This window comes from Streptomyces sp. NPDC020898, assembly GCF_044333925.1.
In the GTDB taxonomy this organism is placed as follows: Bacteria; Actinomycetota; Actinomycetes; order Streptomycetales; family Streptomycetaceae; genus Streptomyces.
Genome location: NZ_JBIRRV010000002.1, coordinates 73,264 through 95,875, shown reverse-complemented (window position 1 = coordinate 95,875; position 22,612 = coordinate 73,264). Strand labels below are relative to the sequence as shown.

General features: G+C 70.7%; 19 protein-coding genes. 7 read left to right on the top strand and 12 right to left on the bottom strand.

Translation table 11 applies throughout. The annotated features are described in order from the left end of the window. Window positions 1-3: 3 nt before the first annotated feature. From ACH4TV_RS08320 to ACH4TV_RS08310, 3 genes are all read right to left on the bottom strand, one after another. The gene (locus ACH4TV_RS08320) at window positions 4-1,860 is read right to left on the bottom strand and encodes a glycosyl hydrolase family 18 protein (RefSeq protein WP_398395573.1); all 1,857 of its coding nucleotides are present in this window, start codon (window positions 1,858-1,860) and stop codon (window positions 4-6) included. Between the two features lie 126 nt (window positions 1,861-1,986). Beyond that, window positions 1,987-2,664: a response regulator gene (locus ACH4TV_RS08315; protein WP_398395571.1), complete on the bottom strand. Its 678-nt coding sequence runs from the start codon at window positions 2,662-2,664 to the stop codon at window positions 1,987-1,989. Further along, window positions 2,661-3,836 (bottom strand): sensor histidine kinase, encoded by a 1,176-nt coding sequence (locus ACH4TV_RS08310; protein ID WP_398395569.1) that lies wholly within the window; start codon window positions 3,834-3,836, stop codon window positions 2,661-2,663. Before ACH4TV_RS08310 ends, ACH4TV_RS08315 begins: the two co-directional genes overlap by 4 nt. A gap of 152 nt (window positions 3,837-3,988) precedes the next feature. Between ACH4TV_RS08310 and ACH4TV_RS08305 the strand changes: the two genes are divergently transcribed. Together ACH4TV_RS08305 and ACH4TV_RS08300 are read left to right on the top strand one after the other, a co-directional pair. Further along, window positions 3,989-4,582, top strand: coding sequence for a hypothetical protein (locus ACH4TV_RS08305; RefSeq protein ID WP_398395567.1), 594 nt, complete (start codon window positions 3,989-3,991; stop codon window positions 4,580-4,582). Between the two features lie 42 nt (window positions 4,583-4,624). Next, entirely contained in the window at window positions 4,625-4,777 is a 153-nt protein-coding gene (locus ACH4TV_RS08300; protein ID WP_398395565.1) for a DUF5708 family protein, read from the top strand. A 23-nt stretch (window positions 4,778-4,800) separates the two neighbouring features. Here the strand turns inward: ACH4TV_RS08300 and ACH4TV_RS08295 are convergent, their stop codons facing one another. Next, complete coding sequence (locus ACH4TV_RS08295) at window positions 4,801-5,388, bottom strand: cob(I)yrinic acid a,c-diamide adenosyltransferase (RefSeq protein WP_398395563.1); 588 nt, start codon at window positions 5,386-5,388, stop codon at window positions 4,801-4,803. 212 nt (window positions 5,389-5,600) lie between these two features. Between ACH4TV_RS08295 and ACH4TV_RS08290 the strand changes: the two genes are divergently transcribed. The 3 genes from ACH4TV_RS08290 (at window position 5,601) to ACH4TV_RS08280 (ending at window position 9,856) form a co-directional block, all read left to right on the top strand. After that, complete coding sequence (locus tag ACH4TV_RS08290; protein WP_398395561.1) at window positions 5,601-6,449, top strand: 3-hydroxyacyl-CoA dehydrogenase family protein; 849 nt, start codon at window positions 5,601-5,603, stop codon at window positions 6,447-6,449. 189 nt (window positions 6,450-6,638) lie between these two features. Next, window positions 6,639-6,962: an STAS domain-containing protein gene (locus tag ACH4TV_RS08285; RefSeq protein ID WP_398395559.1), complete on the top strand. Its 324-nt coding sequence runs from the start codon at window positions 6,639-6,641 to the stop codon at window positions 6,960-6,962. A gap of 287 nt (window positions 6,963-7,249) precedes the next feature. After that, the gene (locus tag ACH4TV_RS08280) at window positions 7,250-9,856 is read left to right on the top strand and encodes an ATP-binding protein (RefSeq protein WP_398396539.1); all 2,607 of its coding nucleotides are present in this window, start codon (window positions 7,250-7,252) and stop codon (window positions 9,854-9,856) included. Window positions 9,857-9,940: 84 nt separating this feature from the next. On the opposite strand, the gene nucS is transcribed toward ACH4TV_RS08280, so the two are convergent. Continuing rightward, a complete protein-coding gene (gene nucS / locus ACH4TV_RS08275) occupies window positions 9,941-10,612 on the bottom strand; it encodes an endonuclease NucS (RefSeq protein ID WP_398395557.1) in 672 nt (223 codons plus the stop codon). 298 nt (window positions 10,613-10,910) lie between these two features. Between nucS and ACH4TV_RS08270 the strand changes: the two genes are divergently transcribed. Further along, complete coding sequence (locus ACH4TV_RS08270) at window positions 10,911-11,303, top strand: SCO5389 family protein (protein ID WP_398395555.1); 393 nt, start codon at window positions 10,911-10,913, stop codon at window positions 11,301-11,303. A 121-nt stretch (window positions 11,304-11,424) separates the two neighbouring features. Here ACH4TV_RS08270 and ACH4TV_RS08265 read toward each other — a convergent pair whose 3' ends face one another. Then, window positions 11,425-12,453, bottom strand: coding sequence for an LLM class flavin-dependent oxidoreductase (locus ACH4TV_RS08265; RefSeq protein WP_398395553.1), 1,029 nt, complete (start codon window positions 12,451-12,453; stop codon window positions 11,425-11,427). A 277-nt stretch (window positions 12,454-12,730) separates the two neighbouring features. Between ACH4TV_RS08265 and ACH4TV_RS08260 the strand changes: the two genes are divergently transcribed. After that, on the top strand, window positions 12,731-13,063 hold the full coding sequence (locus ACH4TV_RS08260) for an ATP/GTP-binding protein (RefSeq protein ID WP_398395551.1): 333 nt from the start codon (window positions 12,731-12,733) through the stop codon (window positions 13,061-13,063). Between the two features lie 62 nt (window positions 13,064-13,125). Here the strand turns inward: ACH4TV_RS08260 and ACH4TV_RS08255 are convergent, their stop codons facing one another. The 6 genes from ACH4TV_RS08255 to scy all read right to left on the bottom strand — a co-directional run bounded on the left by ACH4TV_RS08255 (window position 13,126) and on the right by scy (window position 22,528). Next, window positions 13,126-13,956: an ABC transporter permease gene (locus ACH4TV_RS08255; RefSeq protein ID WP_398395549.1), complete on the bottom strand. Its 831-nt coding sequence runs from the start codon at window positions 13,954-13,956 to the stop codon at window positions 13,126-13,128. Beyond that, a complete protein-coding gene (locus ACH4TV_RS08250) occupies window positions 13,953-15,158 on the bottom strand; it encodes an ABC transporter ATP-binding protein (RefSeq protein WP_398395547.1) in 1,206 nt (401 codons plus the stop codon). The genes ACH4TV_RS08255 and ACH4TV_RS08250 overlap by 4 nt, the downstream gene beginning before the upstream one ends. Window positions 15,159-15,309: 151 nt before the next feature. After that, window positions 15,310-16,080, bottom strand: a complete 771-nt coding sequence (locus ACH4TV_RS08245) for an ABC transporter permease (RefSeq protein WP_398395545.1) — start codon at window positions 16,078-16,080, stop codon at window positions 15,310-15,312. Between the two features lie 2 nt (window positions 16,081-16,082). Further along, on the bottom strand, window positions 16,083-17,057 hold the full coding sequence (locus tag ACH4TV_RS08240; protein ID WP_398395543.1) for an ABC transporter ATP-binding protein: 975 nt from the start codon (window positions 17,055-17,057) through the stop codon (window positions 16,083-16,085). Window positions 17,058-17,327: 270 nt separating this feature from the next. Further along, on the bottom strand, window positions 17,328-18,266 hold the full coding sequence (locus tag ACH4TV_RS08235) for a cellulose-binding protein (protein ID WP_398395541.1): 939 nt from the start codon (window positions 18,264-18,266) through the stop codon (window positions 17,328-17,330). Window positions 18,267-18,679: 413 nt separating this feature from the next. Further along, window positions 18,680-22,528: a polarized growth protein Scy gene (gene scy / locus ACH4TV_RS08230; protein ID WP_398395539.1), complete on the bottom strand. Its 3,849-nt coding sequence runs from the start codon at window positions 22,526-22,528 to the stop codon at window positions 18,680-18,682. Between the last annotated feature and the right edge of the window lie 84 nt (window positions 22,529-22,612).

Genomic DNA, 22,612 nt, shown 5'->3' with positions numbered 1-22,612 from the left:
GGGCTAGTTCAGCCCGCCGTTGATCGCGCTCACCAGCTCCCCGTTGCTCGTGTCCCCGCTGAACTCCCAGAAGAACGCGCCGCCCAGGGACTGGTTCTTCGCCCAGGTCATCTTGCCGGCGATCGTCGCGGGAGTGTCGTACGACCACCAGTTGGTGCCGCAGCGCGCGTACGCCGTGCCGGCGATGGTGCCGGTGGCCGGGCAGGATGTCTTGAGGATCTTGTAGTCCTCGATGCCCGCCTCGTATGTGCCCGGTGCCGCGCCGGTCGCCGCGCCGCCGGGGGCGGACTGGGTGACGCCGGTCCAGCCGCGGCCGTAGAAGCCGATGCCCAGCAGGAGCTTCGCCGCCGGGACGCCCTTGGCCTTCAGCTTGGCGATGGCGTCGGCGGAGTTGAAGCCCGCGACCGGGATGCCGGCGTACGAGGTGAGCGGCGAGTGCGGGGCGGTCGGGCCGTCCGCGTCGAAGGCGCCGAAGTAGTCGTACGTCATTACGTTGTACCAGTCGGCGTAGGCCGCGGCGCCGCCGTAGTCGGCCGCGTCGATCTTGCCGCCGGAGGAGCCGTCGGCGGTGATGGCCGCGGTGACCAGGTAGTTCGCGCCGAACTGCGAACGCAGCGCCGACATCAGGTTCTTGAAGGCCGCGGGACCCGACGTGTCACAGGTCAGGCCGCAGGCGTTCGGGTACTCCCAGTCGATGTCGATGCCGTCGAAGACATCCGCCCAGCGCGGGTCCTCGACGACCGCCTTGCAGGAGGCGGCGAAGGCGGCCGGGTTGGCGGCGGCCTGCGCGAAGCCGCCGGAGTAGGTCCAGCCGCCGAAGGAGTACAGCACCTTGATGTGCGGGTACTTGGCCTTGAGCTGCCGCAGCTGGTTGAAGTTGCCGCGCAGCGGCTGGTCCCAGGTGTCGGCCGCGCCGGACACCGACTGGTCGGCGGTGTACGCCTTGTCGTAGGCCGCGTAGGTGTCGTCGACGACGCACTGGCCGTTCTTGACGTTGCCGAACGCGTAGTTGATGTGGGTGATCTTCGGCGCCGAGCCCGAGGTGACCAGGTTCTTGACGTGGTAGTTGCGGCCGTAGACGCCCCACTCGGTGAAGTAGCCGAGCTTCACCTTGTTCCCGGTGGGCGGATTCGTGGCGCCGCCGGTGGTGCGCACGGTGACCGCGCCACTCACCGGTCCGGTCTGGTCGGCGGTGTCCCGGGCCTGGACGGTGTACGAGTAGTCCGTACCGGCGGTCAGACCCGTGTTCGTGTACGAGGTCGCCGTCACCGTCGCGACCTTGGCGCCGTCGCGCAGCACGTCGTAGTTCTTGATGCCCTTGTCGTCGGTGGCCGCGCTCCAACTGAGCTTCACCGAGGTGTTGGTGACCTCCGATGCCGTCGGAGTACCGGGCGCGGAGGGGGCGTTGTCGCCGGGCACCGAGCCGCCGTCACAACTGCCGCCGTTGAGCTTGCAGTTGGCGGGAGAGCCGGTGCCGGCGCCGTTGAAGCCGAAGGAGATTGAGGCGCCGGGGGCGAGGGTGCCGTTCCAGGACTTGTTCTTGGCGGTCCAGTGGGTGCCGGACGAGGTGACGTCGGCGTCCCAGGCCGAGGTGACGGACGTGCCGGCGGGGAAGTCCCACTCGACCGTCCATGAACTGATCGACGTGGTACCGGTGTTGACGACCGTCCACTTGCCCTCGAAGCCGGTGCCCCAGTCCTGGGTCTTGGCGTAGGTGGCGGTGGCGGAAGCGGCCGCCTGTGCCGGGCCGGCGAGGCCGACCATCGCGGCCAGCGGAAGCAGCAGGGTGGTCAGGCCTGCCACAGCTCTGTGTCTGAAGCTGTGTCCGAAACTGTTCCTGAAGCCGTGTCCGAAGCGCATGCAGCGCCTCCTTGGGGGTTGTGAGGGAGAGGGGGCGTGACTGAGCCTTCACACCCACGGTGCCGCGAGAATAGGAAGGTCTGGACCACAGGTCAATAGGTCTGGACCAGTGCGGCGGCAACTTCCTCAGATCCCCAACTCCTGTGCCAACACGGCTGCTTGAACCCGGCTGCGCAGCTCCAGCTTGCCCAGCAACCGGCTGACGTGCGTCTTCACCGTCGCCTCCGCCATGTCGAGACGGGTCGCGATGCCGGCGTTGGACAGCCCCTCGCCGAGGCACGACAGCACCTCGCGTTCCCGGCGGGTGAGGGTGTCCAGGACGGCCGGGTCGGCCTTCGGCTCCCGTACGGGCCTGGCGGCGAACTCCGCGATCAGGCGCCGGGTGACCGCCGGGGCGATCAGACCCTCGCCGCGCGCCACCGTCCGTACGGCCTCGATGAGGTCCCTCGCCTCCGTGTTCTTGAGGAGGAAGCCACAGGCGCCCGCACGCAGCGCCCCGAAGACGTACTCGTCGAGATCGAAGGTGGTCAGCACGAGCACATCGGCGAGGCCCTCCGCGACCACCTGCCGGGTCGCCGACACCCCGTCCAGGCGCGGCATCTGAATGTCCATCAGCACCAGATCCGGCCGCAGTTCACGGGCCAGCGCCACGGCCTGCTCGCCGTCCGCCGCCTCCCCGGCCACCTCGATGTCGGGCGCGCTGCCCAGAATGAGGACCAGCCCCGCCCGTACGGACGACTGGTCCTCGGCGACGAGCACCCGGATCGGCCGGCTCGCCCGGCTCACCCGTCCTAATTCCGTCATACGTCTTCTTCTCCTTCGGTGAGGGGCAGCGTGGCGCGTACGGCCCAGCGGGCGCCGTCCGGTCCCGCGGCGAAGCTGCCGCCCAGCAGCGCGACCCGCTCCCGCATCCCGACCAGACCGGCGCCCGAGCCGGGGGCGCGCGGGCTGTCGTGATCGACGTACGGGCTGGTCACGGCGACGCTCAGCGAACCGTCCCGGTGGGCGAGCGCCACCGTGACCCGGCCCGGGGAGGAGTGCTTGAGGGCGTTGGTCAGGGACTCCTGGACGATGCGGTACGCGGCCAGCTCGACCGGGGCCGGCAGGGTGCCGTGGTCGGTGTCGAGGGTGACGTCGAGGCCGTTGGTGCGGGCGCCGTCGACCAGGTGGTCGAGGCTGTCCAGCGTCGGGGCCGCCGCCGGTTCCCGGTCGCCGCCGCTGTCGCGCAGGATGCCGATCAGGCGGCGCATCTCGGCGAGTCCCGCCACGCTGTTCTCGCGGATGACACCGAGGGCCTGGCGCGAGGTGTCCGGGTTGTCGAGGGAGAGCGCGGCCGTGGAGTGGATCGCGATGGCGGACAGGTGGTTGGCGACCATGTCGTGCAACTCCCTTGCCATTCGCGCCCGTTCGGAGGTCACCGCCTGGGTGCGGTCCAACTCGGCGAGCAGTGCGGTCTGTTCGGCACGCAGCCGGGCGGCCTCGGCGGCGTCACGGTGGTTGCGGACGATCAGGCCGGTGGCGGCGGGCGTGAACGCCACGATGCCGATGACCACACCGATGAGCAGCGCCTCCGGATCCCGCGACACGGCGAAGGGCACGATCGCGGCGGCCACCGAGAGCAGTCCGGTGATCCGGGGCACGCGGCGGGCGGTGGCGGGCGGGCCGTACAGCACGGCCGCGTACACGAGGTCCGTGAACATCACGAGGGTGACCAGGCTGCCCTGCGTGACGGTGTCCAGGATCAGCGCGGGAACGCCGATCAGCAGGCCCGTGCGCGGGCGGATCCTCCGCAGCAGCTCGCAGCCGGCGGTCACGGCGAGCGGCAGCAGGACCGGCCAGCGCCCCTCCCAGAGCACGATCGACTCACTGGCCGGCCGGGTGTCGAGACCGACGGCCCAGAACAGCAGCCCGCCGAGCAGTCCGGCGAGCGCGATGCGCACGTCGTAGCGGTGCGGTCGGGGCGGTCGCAGGGCCATGACTCCATCCAACACGGCCCACGCGCCGTCCGCCTGATTCCCGGGAAGGGTCCGCAACTGCATCTTTCGATGTACCGCGACTTCCTCACCGCAGACGACGAATCCGGGGCATTCCACCGGGAGCCTGTAAGGGTGACCGAGAGGAGCGAACCGTGATCGTCGCACTGATCATCGCCTGCGAGGTCGGCTTCTGGGTGCTGCTGGCGCTCGGCCTGGCCGCCCGCTACCTGCTGAAGTGGCGCCGCACCAGCGTGGTGCTGCTCCTGTGTGAGCCGCTGCTGGAACTGGTCCTCTTCGTCGTCACGGCGATCGACCTGAGGAACGGCGCCGAGCCGGGCTGGGAGCACGGTCTGGCCGCGCTCTACATCGGTTTCACGGTGGCGTACGGCCACTACACGATCCGCTGGCTCGACGGCCACGCCGCCCACCGCCTGGGCGGGGCCCCGCCCCCGCCCAAGCCGCCGCGCTACGGCATGGCCCGCGCCCGCCACGAGGGCCGCCTCTGGCTGCGCACGGTCCTGGCGGCGGCGGTCGCCTGGGCGTTGCTTCAGGGGGCGGTCTGGTATGTCGGCGACGGGGACACGTCGTCGTTGCGGTCCTTCCAGTGGGCGGCGCTGCGGGCCGCCGGCATCCACGGGCTGATCGCACTGACGTACACGATCTGGCCCAAGAAGGACCCGGGCGGGCCCGGAGCGACCGGTAACGCCGACCGGCCCACCTTCGAGAAGGAGAGCGCACGCCGATGAGCCAGGCGACGAAGAACCTGCTGGAGGGCGCCGCCCCCCCTGGTGACCGGCCTGGCGCTGTGGCTGTTCGCCGGGGATGTGGAGCTCCCCTTCGTCACCTTGACGAAGGTGGGCGTCGTCATGATGTGCGTCGGGGGAGCACTGCTCCTGACGGGCCTGTTCCAGGCCGCACGCGCATCGCCGGGCAAGGAGTAGGGAGTCGGGGCCGCCCGGTGTCCTCAGCGCTCCCCGCCGGGGACCCAGAGGACGTCCCCGACCTCCTTGTTGGCGGTGCGCGCAAGGATGAAGAGCAGGTCCGACAGGCGGTTGAGGTAGGTCGCGGTGAGCGGGTTCATACTGCCATTTTCTCCTTTGGCACCGTGCACCTCCAGCGCCGCCCACGTGGAGCGCTCGGCCCGGCGTACGACCGTGCACGCCTGGTGCAGCAGGGCGGCGCCGGGGGTGCCGCCGGGCAGGATGAACGAGCGCAGTTTCTCCAGGTCTTCGAGGAACCGGTCGCAGTCCGCCTCCAACTTGTCGACGTAGTACTGCTCGACACGCAGCGGCGGGTACTCCGGGTTCTCGGCCACCGGCGTCGACAGGTCCGCGCCCACGTCGAACAGGTCGTTCTGCACCCGGGTCAGGACCTTCACAACCTCCTCCGCCAGCCCGCCCAGCGCGACGGCGGTCCCGATCGCGGCGTTCGCCTCGTTGGCGTCGGCGTACGCCGAGATCCGCAGATCGGTCTTGGCGACCCTGCTCATGTCACCGAGGGCGGTGGTGCCCTGGTCGCCGGTCCTGGTGTAGATACGCGTCAGATTGACCATGCGGTCAGCGTAGTGACGACCTCGGACAACCGCTCAACTAGGCCGTACGAGGGGTGTAATGAGCCAGCCCGGTGTGATGTCCGCCAGATGAGACGTGACGCGCGTTACTTACCGGTCACACAGCACCCTCACGACCGCTAAGGTCCGCCGAAGAGGCCTAGTCGGGGCCCCTATCAAGGCATAGGTAAACAGCGCGTCAGGGGAGTCGCACAGTGGCACGGAAGCTTGCCGTCATCGGAGCCGGCCTGATGGGTTCCGGCATTGCCCAGGTCTCCGCCCAGGCGGGCTGGGACGTCGTTCTGCGCGATGTCACCGACGAAGCGCTCACCCGTGGCACCGACGGCATCAAGGCCTCGTACGACAGGTTCGTGGGCAAGGGCAAGCTGGCCGCGGCCGACGCCGAGGCCGCCCTCGGACGCATCACCACGACCACCGATCTCGACGCTGTCGGCGACGCGGACATCGTCGTCGAGGCGGTCTTCGAGAAGTTGGAGGTCAAGCACGAGATCTTCCGCGCGCTCGACAAGATCGTGCGCCAGGACGCCGTGCTCGCCTCCAACACCTCCGCCATCCCGATCACCAAGATCGCGGCGGCCACCGAGCGGCCCGACCGGGTCGTCGGTGTGCACTTCTTCTCGCCGGTGCCGATGATGCAGCTCTGCGAGCTCGTCCGCGGCTACAAGACGAGCGACGAAACCCTCGCCACCGCACGGGAGTTCGCCGAGTCCGTCGGCAAGACCTGCATTGTCGTCAACCGGGACGTCGCCGGGTTCGTGACGACCCGGCTGATCTCGGCGCTCGTCGTCGAGGCGGCCAAGCTGTACGAGTCCGGTGTCGCCACCGCCGAGGACATCGACCTCGCCTGCAAGCTCGGCTTCGGGCACGCCATGGGCCCGCTGGCCACCGCCGACCTCACCGGGGTCGACATCCTGCTGCACGCGACCAGCAACATCTACACCGAGTCCCAGGACGAGAAGTTCGCTCCTCCGGAGCTGATGCGCCGGATGGTTGACGCCGGTGACATCGGCCGCAAGAGCGGGCAGGGCTTCTACAAGCACTGAGCAGTAGCAACAGACGTAGTCAACAGGCACGGAAACCGCACGAACCCCTCAGGCATCACCCTGTGGGGTGAATTCGGTATCGGTTCGCTCACAGACGGCAACCTGACCGCCCCTCAGGCAGTCAGACGTTGCATCAGCTCGTACCACCAACCGACCGCGGAGCACGACACGTACTCACGGGGAGCGCATATGTACATCAGGGGCGACCACGCCGAGCTGGTCGTCGGGGGCCGCCTCGACGTCCGCAGCGCGGCGGACGCCCGTACGGTCCTGCACACGGCCGTCGACACAGGCGTCGGCGATCTGGTGCTGGACCTGTCGGAGCTGGACTCCTGGGACGCCACCGGCCTCGGGGTGATCATGGGAGCCCACCGACGATGCGGGCGGTGCGGCCGGCGGCTGGTGCTGCGCGACGTACCGCCGCAGATGCAGCGCCTGCTGGTGGCCACCAAGCTGCACCGGATCCTGGCGATCGAGGGCGGCATCGGGGTGCAGTCACTGCCCCGGGTGTGACCCGAGTGTCATGAGTCGTCCGGATGTGTCACCCGGGTCGGGGGAGACCCGAGCGTCCGGCGACGGAACGCGCGTCGTGCACAATCCTCACGAGACTGTGACGTCTCGGACGGCGCGGTACCCCGGACTGTCGTAGATACTGTGCGAAGGTTTAGGGTTCGGTCGCCCGCTGCCTGACATCCCAAGAGCGGGCCCGGACCAGAAGCGACAGCGCAGTGTGCAACAAGGCCGGGAGGGGTCTGGGTCTTGTCGATCCGCACACGACGCTTTTGGGGGGCTTGAACCTTATGGACCCGAACAACCAGGGCTCCGAGGAGTACGGCCATGACGCCGACGGCACCACGCCGCGTCAGCGCCCGCCTCGCGATGCCCTCACATCCGACTTCGGCCAGCACACACCCGCGCTCGCCCGCACGGTGCAGCTCGTCTCGGGCGACTACCTGCTCACGGTCAATCCGGTCGACGGCAGCGAGATAGAGATCTGCCCGCCCGGCGAACGGCCCGGCCGGCCCGCCAAGCTCACGGCGGCCGAGCGCGCCGAGATCACCCGCGCGGCCAGACCACCCGTACCGCCCGGGCCCGCACAGCCCGAGCTGCCGCTCCTGGAGCGCGACGGCGAGCGCGAACGGCTCGTGCGGCTCCTCGCCCGCGGCCGTTCCGTACGGCTCACCGGCCCGGCCGGCTCCGGCCGCACCACGCTCCTCGACGCCGTCGCCGCGGACTGTGCGGACCTCGCCCCGGACGGCGTGGTCCGCCTCACCGGCCTCCACCGCACCCAGACCGACCTCCTCCACGACCTCTTCTACGCCGTCTACAGCGCGCCGCTGTACCGGCCGGAACCGGACGAACTGCGTGCCCTCGTCCGTGAGGCCGGCGCGGTCGTCGTCCTCGACGACGTGGAGTTCGGCGGCGCAGCGCTCGACGAACTCCTCGACGCGACCCCCGAGTGCGCCTTCCTGATCAGCGCCACCCCCGACGTGCCCGCGCCGTCCAACGACGCGATGATCGAGGAGCTGTTCCTCGACGGCCTCGACCGGGCCGGCGGCCTGGAGCTCCTTGAGCGCGCCGTCGGCCGCGTCCTCACCGAGGAGGAGGCCAACTGGGCCGGCGACCTCTGGTTCGAGTCCGAGGGCCTGCCCCTGCGGTTCGTCCAGGCCGGCGCCCTGCTCAGGCAGCGCGACCGGCTGCGCACCAGCGCCGACGCCTTCGACGAGTTCGGTGTCTTCCAGGACATCCCGGTCGACGCGCCCTTCGACTCCGGCGACGAACACGACGTACCGCTGCCCTCGCTCGCCGAGGGTGCCGCACCCGCCCCGCTGCTCGCGTCCCGGCTCAGCGAGTCCGCGCGGGACACCCTGCGCTTCGCCGTCGCGCTCGGCGGCGAGGTGCCCCACCAGGCCCATCTGCCCGCGCTGGTCGGCGACACCCACGCGGACGCCGCTCTCGGTGAGTTGCTCGGCTGTGCGCTGGTCTCTCCGGTCGGCTCCCACTACCGCCTCGCGGCGGGGGTGCAGACCCAGCTGGAGGCCGCCGGGTACGGCGACGACGTACCGGACCGGGCCTTCACCGCCGCCCAGCACTACGCCTGGTGGGCCGGACATCCGTCCGTGACCCCCGAGCGGGTCTGCGCGGAGGCCGACGCCCTGCTCGCCGCCCTCGTCGTCCTGGTCCCGGTGACCACGCCTTCGGCCCAGGACGAGGAGAACACGGCCGTGCAGCTGGCCCGCACGGCGGCGCCCGCCTTCGCGGCCGGCCTGGACTGGAGCGCCTGGGACCGCGTCCTGCGCTCCGGCGCCGAGGCCGCCCGGCTCGCCGGAGAGGTCGCGGAACAGGCCTACTTCCACCACGAGTTGGGCATCCTCGCGCTCTGCGGCGAACAGCTCGACCGGGCTCGTGCCGAGCTGGAGGCCGCCATCGGCCTGCGCGGCGCCCTCGCCGACAAGCGCGGCACCGTCGCGGGCCGCCGCGCCCTCACCCTGGTCGCCGACCGGGCCGGCGACACCCCCGGCCTGGGCTCCACGGCGGGCGAGGAGGTGCCGGACGCGCGGTACGAGGAGTCGGCGTCGCCGCCCGGCGGCGTTCCGGCCGTCCTCGGGGGCGCGGGCGTGGGCTACCCGCCGCTCCAGACATCGGGCGCCGGCTCCGGCTCCGGCACGGGTTCGGGCTACGGCGACTTCGGGCCGACGGTGATCACGCCCCGGTCCGTCGGCGGCGGGGCGCACAAGGTCTCGGGGATCAAGCGGCTCGTGGGCGGTGCCCGGCGCAACCTCGTGGCGGCCGGCGCGGGCGCCCTGCTCGCGGCGGTGCTCGGCACGGTGGTGACGCTGGGGGCGACCTCGAACCCCAACGACACCCCGTCCGACCAGGTCGGCCCCAATCCGTCCGCCAGCCAGGGCACCGACGACGACAGCCTGGGCGCGGACACGGCCGACGACGGGGACAGCGACAGCAACGGCGACACCGGTTCGGCCACCAGTCGGCCGACCGACCCGGGGCCTGACGGCACCATGGGCACGTCGGACGACCCGACGCCGCCCCCGACGGGCAGCGGGGAGCCTTCGGACGACCCGACGGGGACGAAGACGCCGGGTGGGGGCGGGAGCAGCGGTGGGGGCGATCCGACGACGTCTCCGACGGACGATCCGACGACGACCGAGCCCACCGACGATCCGACGACCCCGGCCCCGACAACGCCGGTTCCGACGACGCCGGTTCCGACCACCCCGGCCCCGACGACGCCGGTCCCGACGACCCCCGTCCCGACAACGCCGGAGCCCTCCACCCCGGAGACCACGACCTCGGCCAGCGGCCCGGCCCCCAGCCCGCCCCAGTCCGAGAGCGCGAGCGAGCCGGCGAGTGCCCCGGCCGACACCGTCGCACCGTCGGTGATCTGACAGCACGGCAAGAGCAAGAGGGCCGGGTCCGTGGCAACGGACCCGGCCCTCTTCGTCGTACAGCCGTACGTGTGCGAACGGGTGTCAGAACAGCCGGAGTTTGTCGTCCTCGATGCCGCGCAGCGCGTTGTAGTCCAGTACCGCGCAGCCGATGCCCCGGTCGGTGGCGAGGACGCGGGCCTGGGGCTTGATCTCCTGGGCGGCGAAGACCCCGCGGACCGGTGCGAGGTGCGGGTCGCGGTTCAACAGCTCCAGGTAGCGGGTGAGTTGCTCGACACCGTCGATCTCACCGCGCCGCTTGATCTCGACCGCGACCGTCGCGCCCTCGGCGTCCCGGCACAGGATGTCGACCGGGCCGATGGCCGTCATGTACTCGCGGCGGATGAGGGTGTAGCCGTCGCCGAGTGTCTCGATGCGGTCGGCGAGGAGCTCCTGGAGGTGTGCTTCCACGCCGTCCTTGATCAGGCCGGGATCCACGCCGAGTTCGTGCGAGGAGTCGTGGAGGATTTCCTCCATCGTGATGATGAGCTTCTCGTCCGCCTTGTTGATGACGGTCCAGATCCCCTCGTCGTCTCCGGACCCCTCCTTCAACGTGCAGGGCGGCGACATCCAGTTGAGGGGCTTGTAGGCGCGGTCGTCCGCGTGGATCGAGACGCTGCCGTCCGCCTTCACGAGGATGAGACGGGGGGCCGACGGGAGATGAGCGGTGAGCCGGCCCGCGTAGTCCACGGAACAGCGCGCAATGACGAGACGCATGGTCGGCAACGCTACTCGACGGGCAGTGGTCCACGCGATTCGCCCACCCCACAGTGCATGCAGGCGTTCGACGGGCCGATGGAACATGCCGGTGGCAACTGTTCGTTGTTGGCTGATTGTGTGCCTACAGGGACGGTTCTGACCGGTCCTGTATTCGCATTCTCCTGGTGTGGTCACCGTCCGTTGCCTACCGTAGTGAACGGGAGGTCGCGATGCATGTACGGAGCGTGCTCGGTGTCGCGGACTCCCTTTCCATGTCCGGCAACCCCTGTGACCCAGGGGTGCGAGAGGAGAACTCATGTCGCTCGACGTCTCACCGGCCCTACTCGAACAGGCCGAGCGAGGCGACGTCGACGAAGCTGAATTCGTCGACTGCGTCCGGACCTCCCTGCCCTACGCGTGGGAGATGATCAGCTCCCTGGTGGCACAACTGAAGGTGGACGGCGGAGACTTCGCCGACAACCAGACGCCGCCGCCGGACGAGCAGGCACGTGGCCAACTGCTGCGTGCGCTCGCGAGTGACGCGATACGCGGCGCGCTGCAGCGGCACTTCGGTGTGCGGCTGGCCTTCCAGAACTGCCACCGGGTGGCAGTGTTCCCGCTTGACGCCTCTGTCGACGTCAAGCTGAACCGCTTCACCTCGGTGCGCAGCCAGTTGCTGAACCAGTCTCCGGAATTCCGGGACTGCTGACGCGACAGGCCGACAGGGCCTGGGGGTACCGGCTTGCCGCTCCGTACGCGGGAGGTGTTTCTGTACGGGGCGGCAAGCTCCCTGTGGCAACAGGTCCGGCCTGCACGGGCCGTCGAGCGACTCAGCGGAGCTGGGTGAGCACCTCGGTGCCCAGCCGCCGCACGTTCTCCTCTGTGGCCGCCAGATCGCCGGAGCCCTCGACGAGCAGGGCGAAGCGCGAGATGCCGGTGCGTTCGGAGGTCGCCGCGAGCCGGTCGGCGCACAGCCTGGCGGTGCCCACCGGGTGCAGTCCGCAGAGGAGTTCGGTGTACGCCACCGGGTCCCGCATCGAACGCTCCCGGCCGTCCACCGTGACATGCGCCTCCAGCCCCTGCCGCAGCCAGCCCGGCATCGACTTCACCAGTATCTCGACCGCGTCCGTGCGCCGGTCCGCGATCTGGCAGACGCCGGCCGACACATGGGCGGCGCCCCGGATCTCGTCGGCGGGCCGGCCCGCCGCCCGAGCGCACTGCCGCCACAGGGCGACCATCTCGGCCTTCTCCTCGTCCCCGACATGCATTCCGAGAAGCATCGGCAGCCCGCGCTCGGCGGCCAGCCGCACACTCGACGGCGAGGTGCACGCGACGACGACCTCGGGGCCCGGATCCTCCGTCAGCGACTCCGACGGGCTGGGTACGACGGGTACTTCGCGGAACCTGAACCGGTCGCCGTCGGCCGACACGGACGGTTCGCGCAGCCAGCGGAGCAGCAGATCGAGTGATTCCGGGAACGCCTTCTCGTACGCCTCGATCCCGGTGCCGAACACCTCCAGGTCGACCCACGGCCCGCCGCGCCCCACGCCCAGCGTGAACCGCCCGCCGGACGTCAGATGCAGCAGCGCCGCCTGTTCGCCGAGCGCCACGGGGTGGGTGGTGGGCATGACGCTCACCGCCGTACCGACCCGGATGCGCCGGGTGCGGCCCAGCAGTAAAGCGGCCAGTGTTGTCGCCGACGGGCAGGTGCCGTACGGCACGAAGTGGTGCTCCGCCAGCCAGACCGCGTCGAGACCCGCCTCCTCGGCGACCTCGGCGGTTCGTACCGCACGGTGCAGTGCCTCCCCCTGGCCCTGGCCCGGGAACTGGGCCGCCAGCACAAAACTTCCTACGTGCATCGCTCTTTCCTGCTTCCTAGGCCCCGACACGGAGCTCCCCCGCCCGGCATAACCGCTCGACACGTGCCGAAGTCACGGCCTGGCGGAGAGATTGGCGGATTGTCTGCAGAATCGACGGCCGGGCCGGGAGGGGTCGGGGCACCGATGGTGAGCCGACGGGGGATTCGAGAGGGGGTTCGAGAGAAGGTGTGCGGGGGTGGTGACATACCTCTACCCCGGATCGCGCCGCGTAGGCTGGATCCACTCGTGCCCCCTGAACCGCTCCGTGAGGTGTCCTGTGTCCCCGCGTCGCAACCGCCCCCAAGGCCCTGGCTCGCCCGGCCGGAGCGCCGACGACGACGAGTCCGGCCGCTACGGCGGCTTCCAGTCCTCGGAGACCTGGCGAGGCGAGAACTGGAACATCCGGCATGTGGCGGGAGCCAGCGCCCAGGGCAAGACGTACCGCTGCCCCGGCTGCGACCAGTTGATCCCGTCCGGCGTCCCGCACGTGGTGGCGTGGGCCGAGCACGCGGGGGTCGACGACCGCCGGCACTGGCACAAGGCGTGCTGGAACGCGAAGGACCGCCGCACCACGAGGGTGCAGCGGTCCCGTAACTCACCGAGGTTCTGAACGGCCCGAGTACGTCAGGGAGTTCACGCCTGCGGGTGAATCGTGTGCGGGTGAATCGTGACTCAGACGTCCCGGCGGTCCAGGAGCACGAAGGCACCGACGATCGCCGCGGCGGTCACCCCGGCGAGCAGGCCGAGCTGTGCGCCGCCGGCGGGGTTCTCGTTGTCCAGCCCGAAGATCTTGGCGAGGGCGTTGGGCGCGTTGTACTCCAGCATCTTCTCGCCGATCGCCTGCATGCTCTCGGACAGCAGCAGGAACGCGGGCAGGATCGCCGGTACCAGGACGAGCCCCAGCATCGCGGTGATCGCGCCCGCCGAGTGACGCAGCATCGAGCCGACCGCGAGGGCGAGCACGCCGAGCAGCGAGACGTAGAGCGCGCCCATGAGGACCGTGCCGCCCCAGGCCTTGTTCCCGCCGCCGGTGTTCATCGACTCGGTCAGCAGGCCGACGAAACCGATCGCGAACGCGGACACCACGAACGCGACCGCGAAGAAGATGATCAGCTTGGCGGCGAGCACCCGGTGGCGCTGCGGCGAGGCGGTGAACGTCGTACGGATCATGCCCGTGCCGTACTCCGACGAGATGACCAGCACGCCCAGCGTGATCAAGCAGATCTGCCCGAGGACCAGCCCGAAGAACGCCGGGACGGTGTACGGCACGTTGCCGAAGTCCTCGTCGGCCGTCTGGGTGGCGACCAGCAGGCCGATGCCGATGACGAGGACCAGGAAGACCCCGAGCGTCCACACCGTGGAGCGCACCGACTTGATCTTCGTCCACTCGGAGGCGAGGGCATGCCCGAGATGCGTCCGCGTGATCGGGATCGGCGAGGTGTAGCCGGCGTACGAAGCGCCGGGCGCCTGCTGCTGCGTCGGGGACTGCTGGGGCGTACTCATCGGGCGTCCTCGGACTTGGTCAGGTCGGCGGCGGCGGGTGCGGAAGGAGCGGAGGGGGCTGTCGGCTGCGAGTACGGGTTCACGTGCTCGCCGCCGGGCACGCCAGGGGCGCCGTACGGCCCCGGGAGCTGTCCGGGCTGTCCGGGCGCCGCGAACGGCTGCGGACCGCCCTGCTGGGGCGGCGGCGGGGCGTACCAGCCCGGCTGGCCCTGTCCCGGCACCGGCATCTGCACCGGCGGCTGCGCGCCGGGCGGCAGCGGCTGCTGGAGCCCGGCCCGCTGGTCGACGGACGAGCGGTAGTCGACGGCGCCCTGCGTCATCCGCATGTACGCCTCCTCCAGCGAGGCCTGGTGCGGCGACAGCTCCCACAGACGTACGTCGGCAGAGTGCGCGAGGTCGCTGATCCGGGCCAGCGGCAGCCCCATGACGCGCAGCGCGCCGTCCTGCTCGGGCAGCACCTGGCCGCCCGCCTCGGTCAGCGCGGACGTCAGCTTCTCGCGCTGCTGCGGTTCGGTCTCAGGGGTGCGTACGCGCGCGAAGTCGGCCGAGTTGGCGGAGATGAAGTCCCGCACGCTCATGTCGGAGAGCAACTGTCCGCGCCCGATCACGATGAGATGGTCGGCCGTCAGCGCCATCTCGCTCATCAGGTGGGAGGAGACGAACACGGTCCGCCCCTCCGCGGCGAGCGCCTTCATCAGGTTGCGCACCCAGAGGATGCCCTCGGGGTCGAGGCCGTTGACCGGCTCGTCGAAGAGCAGCACCTGAGGGTCGCCGAGGAGCGCGGCGGCGATGCCGAGCCGCTGCCCCATGCCGAGCGAGAACCCCTTGGAGCGCTTGCGGGCCACGTCCTGGAGCCCGACGACCCCCAGCACCTCGTCCACGCGCCGCGCCGGGATGCCGGACAGCTGGGCAAGGCACAGCAGGTGGTTACGGGCGGACCGGCCGCCGTGCACGGCCTTGGCGTCGAGCAGGGCACCGACCTGGCGGGGGGCGTTGGCCAGCTTGCGGTACGGGAAGCCGCCGATGGTCACCTGCCCGGCGGTGGGCTGGTCCAGGCCGAGGATCATCCTCATCGTCGTCGACTTGCCCGAGCCGTTGGGGCCGAGGAACCCGGTGACGGATCCCGGCCGCACCTGGAAGGAAAGGTTGTACACGGCCGTCTTGTCGCCGTAGCGCTTCGTCAGGCCGACTGCCTCGATCATGCTCCGCACCCATCGACATCTTCAGGACAGCGGGGCACACGCCCCCCGTAAGGGTTAGGAGCTTATCCGGGAGCTGACGGTTCCCCTCAAGAAGAGGCAAAAATGTCGGGTCCATGACCGCTTGGGCTGGGTCCTGCTCATGCGGCCCCGCTCACGCGTCCCGCTTCTTGAGCAGCACATACCCACCGAGCAGCGCCGCGACGACCCACGCCAGCATGATCGCGAGCCCGCCCCAGGGGCCGTACGGGGTGTCGTTGTCGATCGGGGTGACCACCTGCATGATCTTGCTGCCGGCCTGGTCGGGGAGATAGCGGGCGATCTTCTTCGTCGCCGAGACGGCACCGAGGATGTTGGAGATGAGAAAGAAGAACGGCATCAGGATGCCGAGCGACAGCATCGGGCTGCGCAGCATCGCGGCCACGCCCATGGAGAACAGGGCGATGAGCGTCATGTAGAGCGCCCCGCCGATGACCGCGCGCAGCACGCCCGGATCGCCGATGGACGTCGAGTGGTCACCGAGCATCGCCTGCCCGAGGAAGAACGCGGTGAAGCTGGTGACGACCCCGACCGCGAAGGCGAGCCCTGCCGCCACCGCGAGCTTGCTCGCGAGGAACATGCCGCGCTGCGGTACGGCGGCCAGCGAGGTGCGGATCATGCCGGTGCTGTACTCGTTCGACACGACGAGCACCCCGAACACGATCATCGCGAGCTGCCCGAGGCTCATCCCCGCGAAACTGGTGTACGTCGGGTCGAAGGAGAGCCGGTCGTTCTCGCTCAGCTCGCTCCACTGGTTCTTGAGGAGCAGCGAGATCAGCGCGCCGAGCGCGATCGTCACGACCGCAGCGAGGCCGAGCGTCCACACCGTGGACGCCACCGACCGGATCTTGGTCCACTCGGACCGGATGACCTGGGTGGCCGCCATGCTCAGTCCTTCTTCCAGCCGTCGCCCCACGGCCCGGCCGCGGGGATGGCCGGGGGACCGGCCGGGGAGGGTGTGTCGCTGTGCGCGTGGTACTCGACCGACTCGGCGGTCAGCTGCATGAACGCCTCCTCCAGGGAGGCCTGCTGGGGGCTCAGCTCATGCAGCACGATCTGGTGCTGCGCGGCCAGCTCACCGATCCGTTCGGCCTTCCCGCCGTCGACTTCGAGCGCCTCGCCGGCCTGCACGGCGGTGATGCCGGCCGCGTACAGCACGTCGAGCAGCCGTTCGCGCTGGGGGGAGCGGATACGGACGTACGAGCGCGAGTTCTGGTCGATGAAGTCCGCCATGGAGGTGTCGGCGAGCAGCCGCCCCTGCCCGATGACGACAAGGTGGTCGGCGGTCAGCGCCATCTCGCTCATGAGGTGGGAGGAGACGAAGACCGTACGTCCTTGTGAGGCCAGCGACTTCATCAGGTTGCGGATCCAGTGGATGCCCTCGGGGTCGAGGCCGTTGACCGGCTCGTCGAACATCAGGATCCGGGGATCACCGAGCAGCGCGCCCGCGATGCCGAGCCGCTGCCCCATGCCGAGCGAGAACCCCTTCGCCTTCTTCTTGGCGACCGGTGTGAGCCCGACGGTGTCGAGCACCTCGTGCACGCGTGTGCGGGGGATGCCGTTGCTCTGGGCGAGACAGAGAAGGTGGTTGAAGGCTGTGCGCCCGCCGTGCATGGCCTTGGCGTCGAGCAGGGCGCCGATGTACTTGAAGGGGTCCTTGAGCTGGTCGTAGTGCAGACCGTCGATCCGGACGTCACCGGCGGTGGGGCGGTCGAGCCCGAGCATCATCCGCATGGTGGTGGACTTGCCGGCGCCGTTGGGGCCGAGGAAGCCGGTCACGATGCCTGGTCTGACGGTGAAGGTCAGATGGTTGACCGCCACTTTCTCGCCGTACCGTTTGGTCAGCTCCGTCAGCTCAATCATGCGGCCACGCTAGTTGGGGCGTTCGGCCGATGCCAGTTGGTTTTGCCGGGCGGGGGGTCAAGTGTGCGGCAACTTCTGGTGAACGCGGGTTCGGGTTTGGGGGGTGCGCGTTGTGGGGCGGGTGCTGCGCCCGTCGTGGCTTGTCGCGCAGTTCCCCGCGCCCCTGAGTACGTGCCCTTGCCGCTTGCCTACCAGTGACCGCCAAAAAGCTGAGGCCCGTACCCCCTGTTACAGGAGGTACGGGCCTCAGGAACCCGCCCGTCGGACTACTTACCGGGACTGCTGGGCCGGGACGCCGCGGGTGATCGGCTCGTCGTCCGTGGTCGGGGCGCCGGCGGCGGCGACCGCGGCTCCCGTCAGGGTGGCGAGCATCTCGCGGACGTTCGTCAGCTGGGCGTTGATCGAGTCGCGGCGGTTGGTGAGAGCCGCCAGCTCGCGCTCCGATTCCGAACGGATCCGGTCGGCCTTGGCGTTCGCGTCGGCCACGATGTCCTCGGACTGGCGCTGAGCCGTCTCGACCGTCTGGCGGGCGCGGCGCTCGGCGTCCGTGCGCAGCTTCTCGGCCTCCAGGCGGAGCTGCTCCGCGCGGTGCTCGATCTCCGCGAGGCGCTTCTCGGCCTTGGCCTGACGGGACGCGAGGTCGCGCTCCGACTGCTCGCGGCGCTTGGCGAGGTTCGTCTCGAAGTCGGCTGCGGCCTGGGCGGCCTTGGCGCGGGTCTCCTCGAAGAGGGCGTCCGCCTCCTCACGCTTCGACTGCGCGTCCTTCGTGGCCTCCTGGCGCAGCTGAGAGGCGTCGCTCTTGGCCTTCTCGACGATCCGGACGCCCTCGTCCTCCGCCTTGGACTTGCGGTCCGCAGCGAACGATTCTGCGTCGTTGCGCACCTGCTGGGCCGCCGACTCGGCGAGCTCACGGTGCTGCTCGGCCGCGCGACGGGCCTCCTCGCGCAGGTCCTTCGCCTCCTCCTCGGCGAGACGGAGGATCTTCTCGACGCGCGCGCCGAGGCCGGCGTACGACGGCTCTGCGTCGCTGACCTGGGCCTGGGCGTTCTGCGTTTCGAGGTGAAGCTCCTCGATGCGCTTTTCCAGGGCGGTGATGCGGGCCAGAGCGCTGTCACGGTCGGAGACGAGCTTCGAGATGCGTTCGTCCACCTGAGCGCGGTCGTACCCACGCCGCACAAGCTCGAAGCCGTAGGGGGAAGTGTCGCTCATGGGGTTCCTGTCGAATGAGACCGGTGAGGTGATAGGGGGAATCCTAGGGGTCCAAGCGGCGTGTCATCGAGCAGTCACCCGATTGATATGGAGAATGAGACCCCTTTTGAGTGGCTAACCGGCGGACTGCTTGCCAAAGAATTGGTCAAAGACTCCAGAAAGCCCCACAGAATGCACGCAACGCGCCCGTCGGGCTAGGGACCCGTCGCTCGGATCATGCCGCAGACGCGGGGTCTGGCACGCGCATCTGCCGCGTTGTCGTGGTTGCCGACTCCCCCACGCTCGGCTTCGCTCGCGCGGGGGGACCCCCACGCGTCGACGCCCTCCTCCGCCTTGCAGCTGCACGCACCAGACCTCGCTCGCCGGTGCTATGAGACACCGTCACTTCCCTGCGACCTGATCCGAGCGACGGGTCAGCCCTCTGACGGTTTGCCACCCGAACGAGTGGCGCCCGCGGTAGCGCCCGCCTTGACGCCGCCGTCCTTGGTCGCCGACGGGGCCTCAAAAGACTCCAACGCCTCCAGCACGTCCTGGACACGGGAAATCTCGGTCTGGATGTCCTCGCGGCGCCGGACGAGGACGTCGAGTTCGCGCTTGCCCTCCTCGACCGTGAGCTTCGCCTCGCGGATCGCCTCGGCCCGCAGTTCCTCGGCCTCCCTGATCAGAGAGGACTTCTTCTGCTCGGCCTCCTTCAGGAGCCCCTCGGCCTTCTTGACGGCGGCGATACGGACCTTGCCCGCCTCGGAGTTGGCCTCCGAGACCAGGTCCTTCGCCTTCGCCTCCGCCTTGGCGAGCTGCTCCTCGGCGGCCTTGATCAGCGCGTCGCAGCGGTCACCGGTCGACCTCATGGTCTCCGAGGCCTCGCGGCGGGCCCGCTCGTGCAGGCTTTCGATCTCAGCCGTGATCCGCTCGCGCAGCTCCTCCGCCCGCTCCCTTATGGCGGTGGCGTCCCGGCGCGCGCCGATGAGCAGCTCGTCCGCGTCCGTACGGGCCTTCTCCACCGCCGAGTTGCCCCGGGCCGTCGCCTGGGACACCAGCCGGTCGGCCTCGCTGCGGGCGGCGCCCACCATCGAGTCGGCCTGCGCCTCGGCGTCGGCGGTCGTCTTCTGCGCGGCCTGCTGCGACTCCGAGAGGAGCTTGTCGGCCTCGGCGGCCGTCTCCGTGATGAGCGTGTCGACCTGCTCGGCCGCCTCGGAGCGCCGCTTGTTGGCCTCCTTGCGGGCCTCGTCCAGCGTGCTGTCGGCCTCGTCGCGAGCGGTCGACATGAGCCGGTCGGCCTCCGCCGCCGCCTCGGTCCTGATCCGCTGCGACTCGTTACGGACCCGCTCCGCGTGCTGCTGCGCGGAACCGACCGTCTCGGCGGCCTCGGCACGCAGCCGCTCCGCCTCCCCGGTCGCCTCCGAGATCAGCTGCTCGGCCTTGGCCACGGACTCGGCCCGGACGCGCTCCGCCTCGGCGTTGGTCTCCTCGGTGAGCCGCTCCGCCTCCGCCGTCACCTCGGTGATCAGCGTGTCGGCCTGTGTCGCCGCGTCCGAACGGATCCGGTTCGCGTCCTCGCGGGCCTCCGCACGGCTGCGTGACGCGTCCTGCTCGGCGCCCGCGATGGTGTCCGACGCCTCGGTACGCACCCGCTGGGCGTGCGCGGCGGCGTCCTGGCGCAGCCGCTCCGATTCGGCGATCGCCTCGCTCACGGTGCGCTCGGCGAGCGCCTTGGCGTGCTCCGACGCCTCCGAGGCCTCGCGGCGCACCCGGCTCGCGTCCTCCGAGGCCCGCTCCCGCTCGGAGTAGGCATCGGCGCGGACCCGGTCCGACTCCTCGGACGCCTCGCGCCGCATCCGGTCGGCGACGTGCTCGGCGGCGGAGCGCAGCCCCTGGATCTCCTCCTGGGCCTGCTCGTGCAGCCCGGACACCGACTCCCGTACCTGCTGGGCATGCTGCTCGGCGGCCGACACCATCTCGTTGGCCCGCCGGTCCGCCTCCTCGACCAGCCGTACGGCCTCGGCCTGGGCGTCGTCCACGCGCCTGCGCGCCGACGCCAGCAGCTCCTCGCTCTGCTCGCGGGCCCGCTCGCGCTCCTGGTCGGCCTCCTGGCGGGCGGAACCGAGGGTCTCCTCGGCCTCGCGGCGACGCCGGGCGGCCTCCTCCTGGGCGGCGGCCAGCGTCTCCGACGCCTCCGTCGCCAGCCGCTCGGCGGCGGCCTGCGCCTCCGCCCGTACCCGGTCGGCGGTGTCCTGGGCCTCCGACTTCAGCCGCTCGGCCTCGGCCGCGGCCTCGGAGCGCAGGCGTACGGCGATGGCCTCGCCCTCCGCCCGGGACGCGGACGCGTCGGCCGCGGCCTCGTCGCGCAGCCGCTGGATCTCCGCGTCGGCCTGCGCCTGCATGCTCCGGATGCGCTCGGCGGCCTCGGCACGCAGCCGCTCCGACTCCTCGGACGCCTCGCGGCGGAACCGGTCGGCCTCCGCGCGGGCGTCGGTGAGCGCCTGCTCGGCGGCGGCGAGGCGGTCCTCGGCCTCCGTGTGCAGCCGGGTCAGCTCGGCGGTGGCCTCGTCGCGGCGCGCCTCTATGGCCCGCTCGGTCTCCTCGCGCAGCTCGCGCGAGGCCTGCTCGGCCTCCGCCTTGATGCCCTCGGACTGCTCGACGACCTCCGCGCGGTGCCGCTCGGCCTCCTTGCGGGTGCGCTCCAGGGTCTCCTCGGCCTGCCGGCGCAGTGTCGTCGCGCGCTCGATGGCCTCCGTACGGACCTTCTCGCTGTCCGTCTGGGCGGTCTGGCGCGTCTCGTCCGCGTCCGCCTTCGCCTTGGCGAGCAGTTCCTCGGCGGTCCTGGCCGCCTCCTCGATCTGCTGGACGGCCTCGCGGCGCGCCTCGGCACGGATGCGCTCGCCCTCGGCGACCGCCTCGGCGCGCAGCTGCTCGGCCTCGCCGCGCAGCCGCCGGGCCTCTTCCTGAAGCTCGACGGTCTTGGCGCGGTACTCCTTGGTGTCGTCTTTCGCCGTGCCCTTGAGCTGCTCGGCGATGTCGTGCGCCTCGGCGCGCAGCCGGTCCGCCTCGGACTCGGCCTCGGCGCGGATGCGCTCGGCCTCCTCGGTGGCCGCCTTGGTGGTCGACTTCGCTTCCTCGGACGCCTTGTTGAGGACGTCCTCGGCGGTGCGGGCCGCCTTGGCGAGCTGGGAGGCGGTCTCCTCGGCGGTGAGACTGCGGGCGGTCTCCTCGGCATCCGCGACGATCTTGTCGGCCTTGGCCTGGGCGTCGGCGACGACCTCTTCGGCGGACGCCTTGGTGGTCTCGGCCTCCTTGGTGGCCTCGGTGACCAGCCGGGCGACCTGTTCCTTCGCCGTACGCGTGCGCTGCTCGTTCGCCGACTCGGCGCTGGAGAGGGCCTTGGCGGCGGCCTCCTTGGCCTCGGTGAGCACCTTGTCGGCCTCGGCCCGCGCCTCGCGCAGCGCGGACTCCGCCTCGGACATCCGCTGCTCGGCGGTCCTGCTCATCTCGGTGGCCTGGCGGCGGGCGCTGTCCGACTCGGTCGCCGTGGAGCTGCGCAGCTGCTCGGCGTGGTCGGCGGCCTCGCGGGCCTCGGAGGTCGCGCTGTTCAGGAGCCGTTCGGCCTCGGCGCGGGCCCGGCGCAGCAACTGGTCGGCCTCCGCGCGGGCGGCCTCACCCTCGCTCTGCAGCCGCTGCCTGGCCTCGTTCGCGACCCGTTCGGCCTCGGCGCGCGCGGCGGCCAGCGCCTGGTCGGCCTCGGTCCGCGACTCGTCGACGAGCCGCCGGGCCTGGGACTCACTGCGGGCCCGCAGCTGCTCGGCCCACGCCACGTTCTCGTTGACGTGCGACTCGACGGTCTGGCGTCGCTCGGCCAGCTCCTGATCGAGCTGCTGGCGACGGGTGACCGCCTCCTGGTGCAGTTCGGCCTGCAACCGGGCCGCCTGCTCGGCGTGCTCCTGGAGGATGCGCTGCGTCTGGGCGCGGGCCTGCGACATCTCGCGCTCGGCGTCCTGGCGGAGCTGGTCCGCCTGGATCTGTGCGTTCCGCAGCAACTGCTCGGCCTGATAGCCGATGTCACCGCCGTCATAGGCGGGCCGGGACATGAGAGTGCGGCGCGCCTCGTGAAGCTTGGCGCGCAGCACCTCGACCTGGTAGCCGAGGTCCTCGGCGTGCTGAATCGCCTTTTCCCGCTCGGTCTTCAGCCGCTCCATCTCGGCCTCGAACCGAGAGAGGTGGTCGACGTCAGCCGCCGGCTCTCGCTCCTGGCGTTCGTAGCCCCGCACTGCGCGGTCCCATCCGTCCCCTGGTCGCAACCTTCTCGAACGAGCCACATCCATCCGCCGGACGGGGCCCCCGGGGAATGGTGT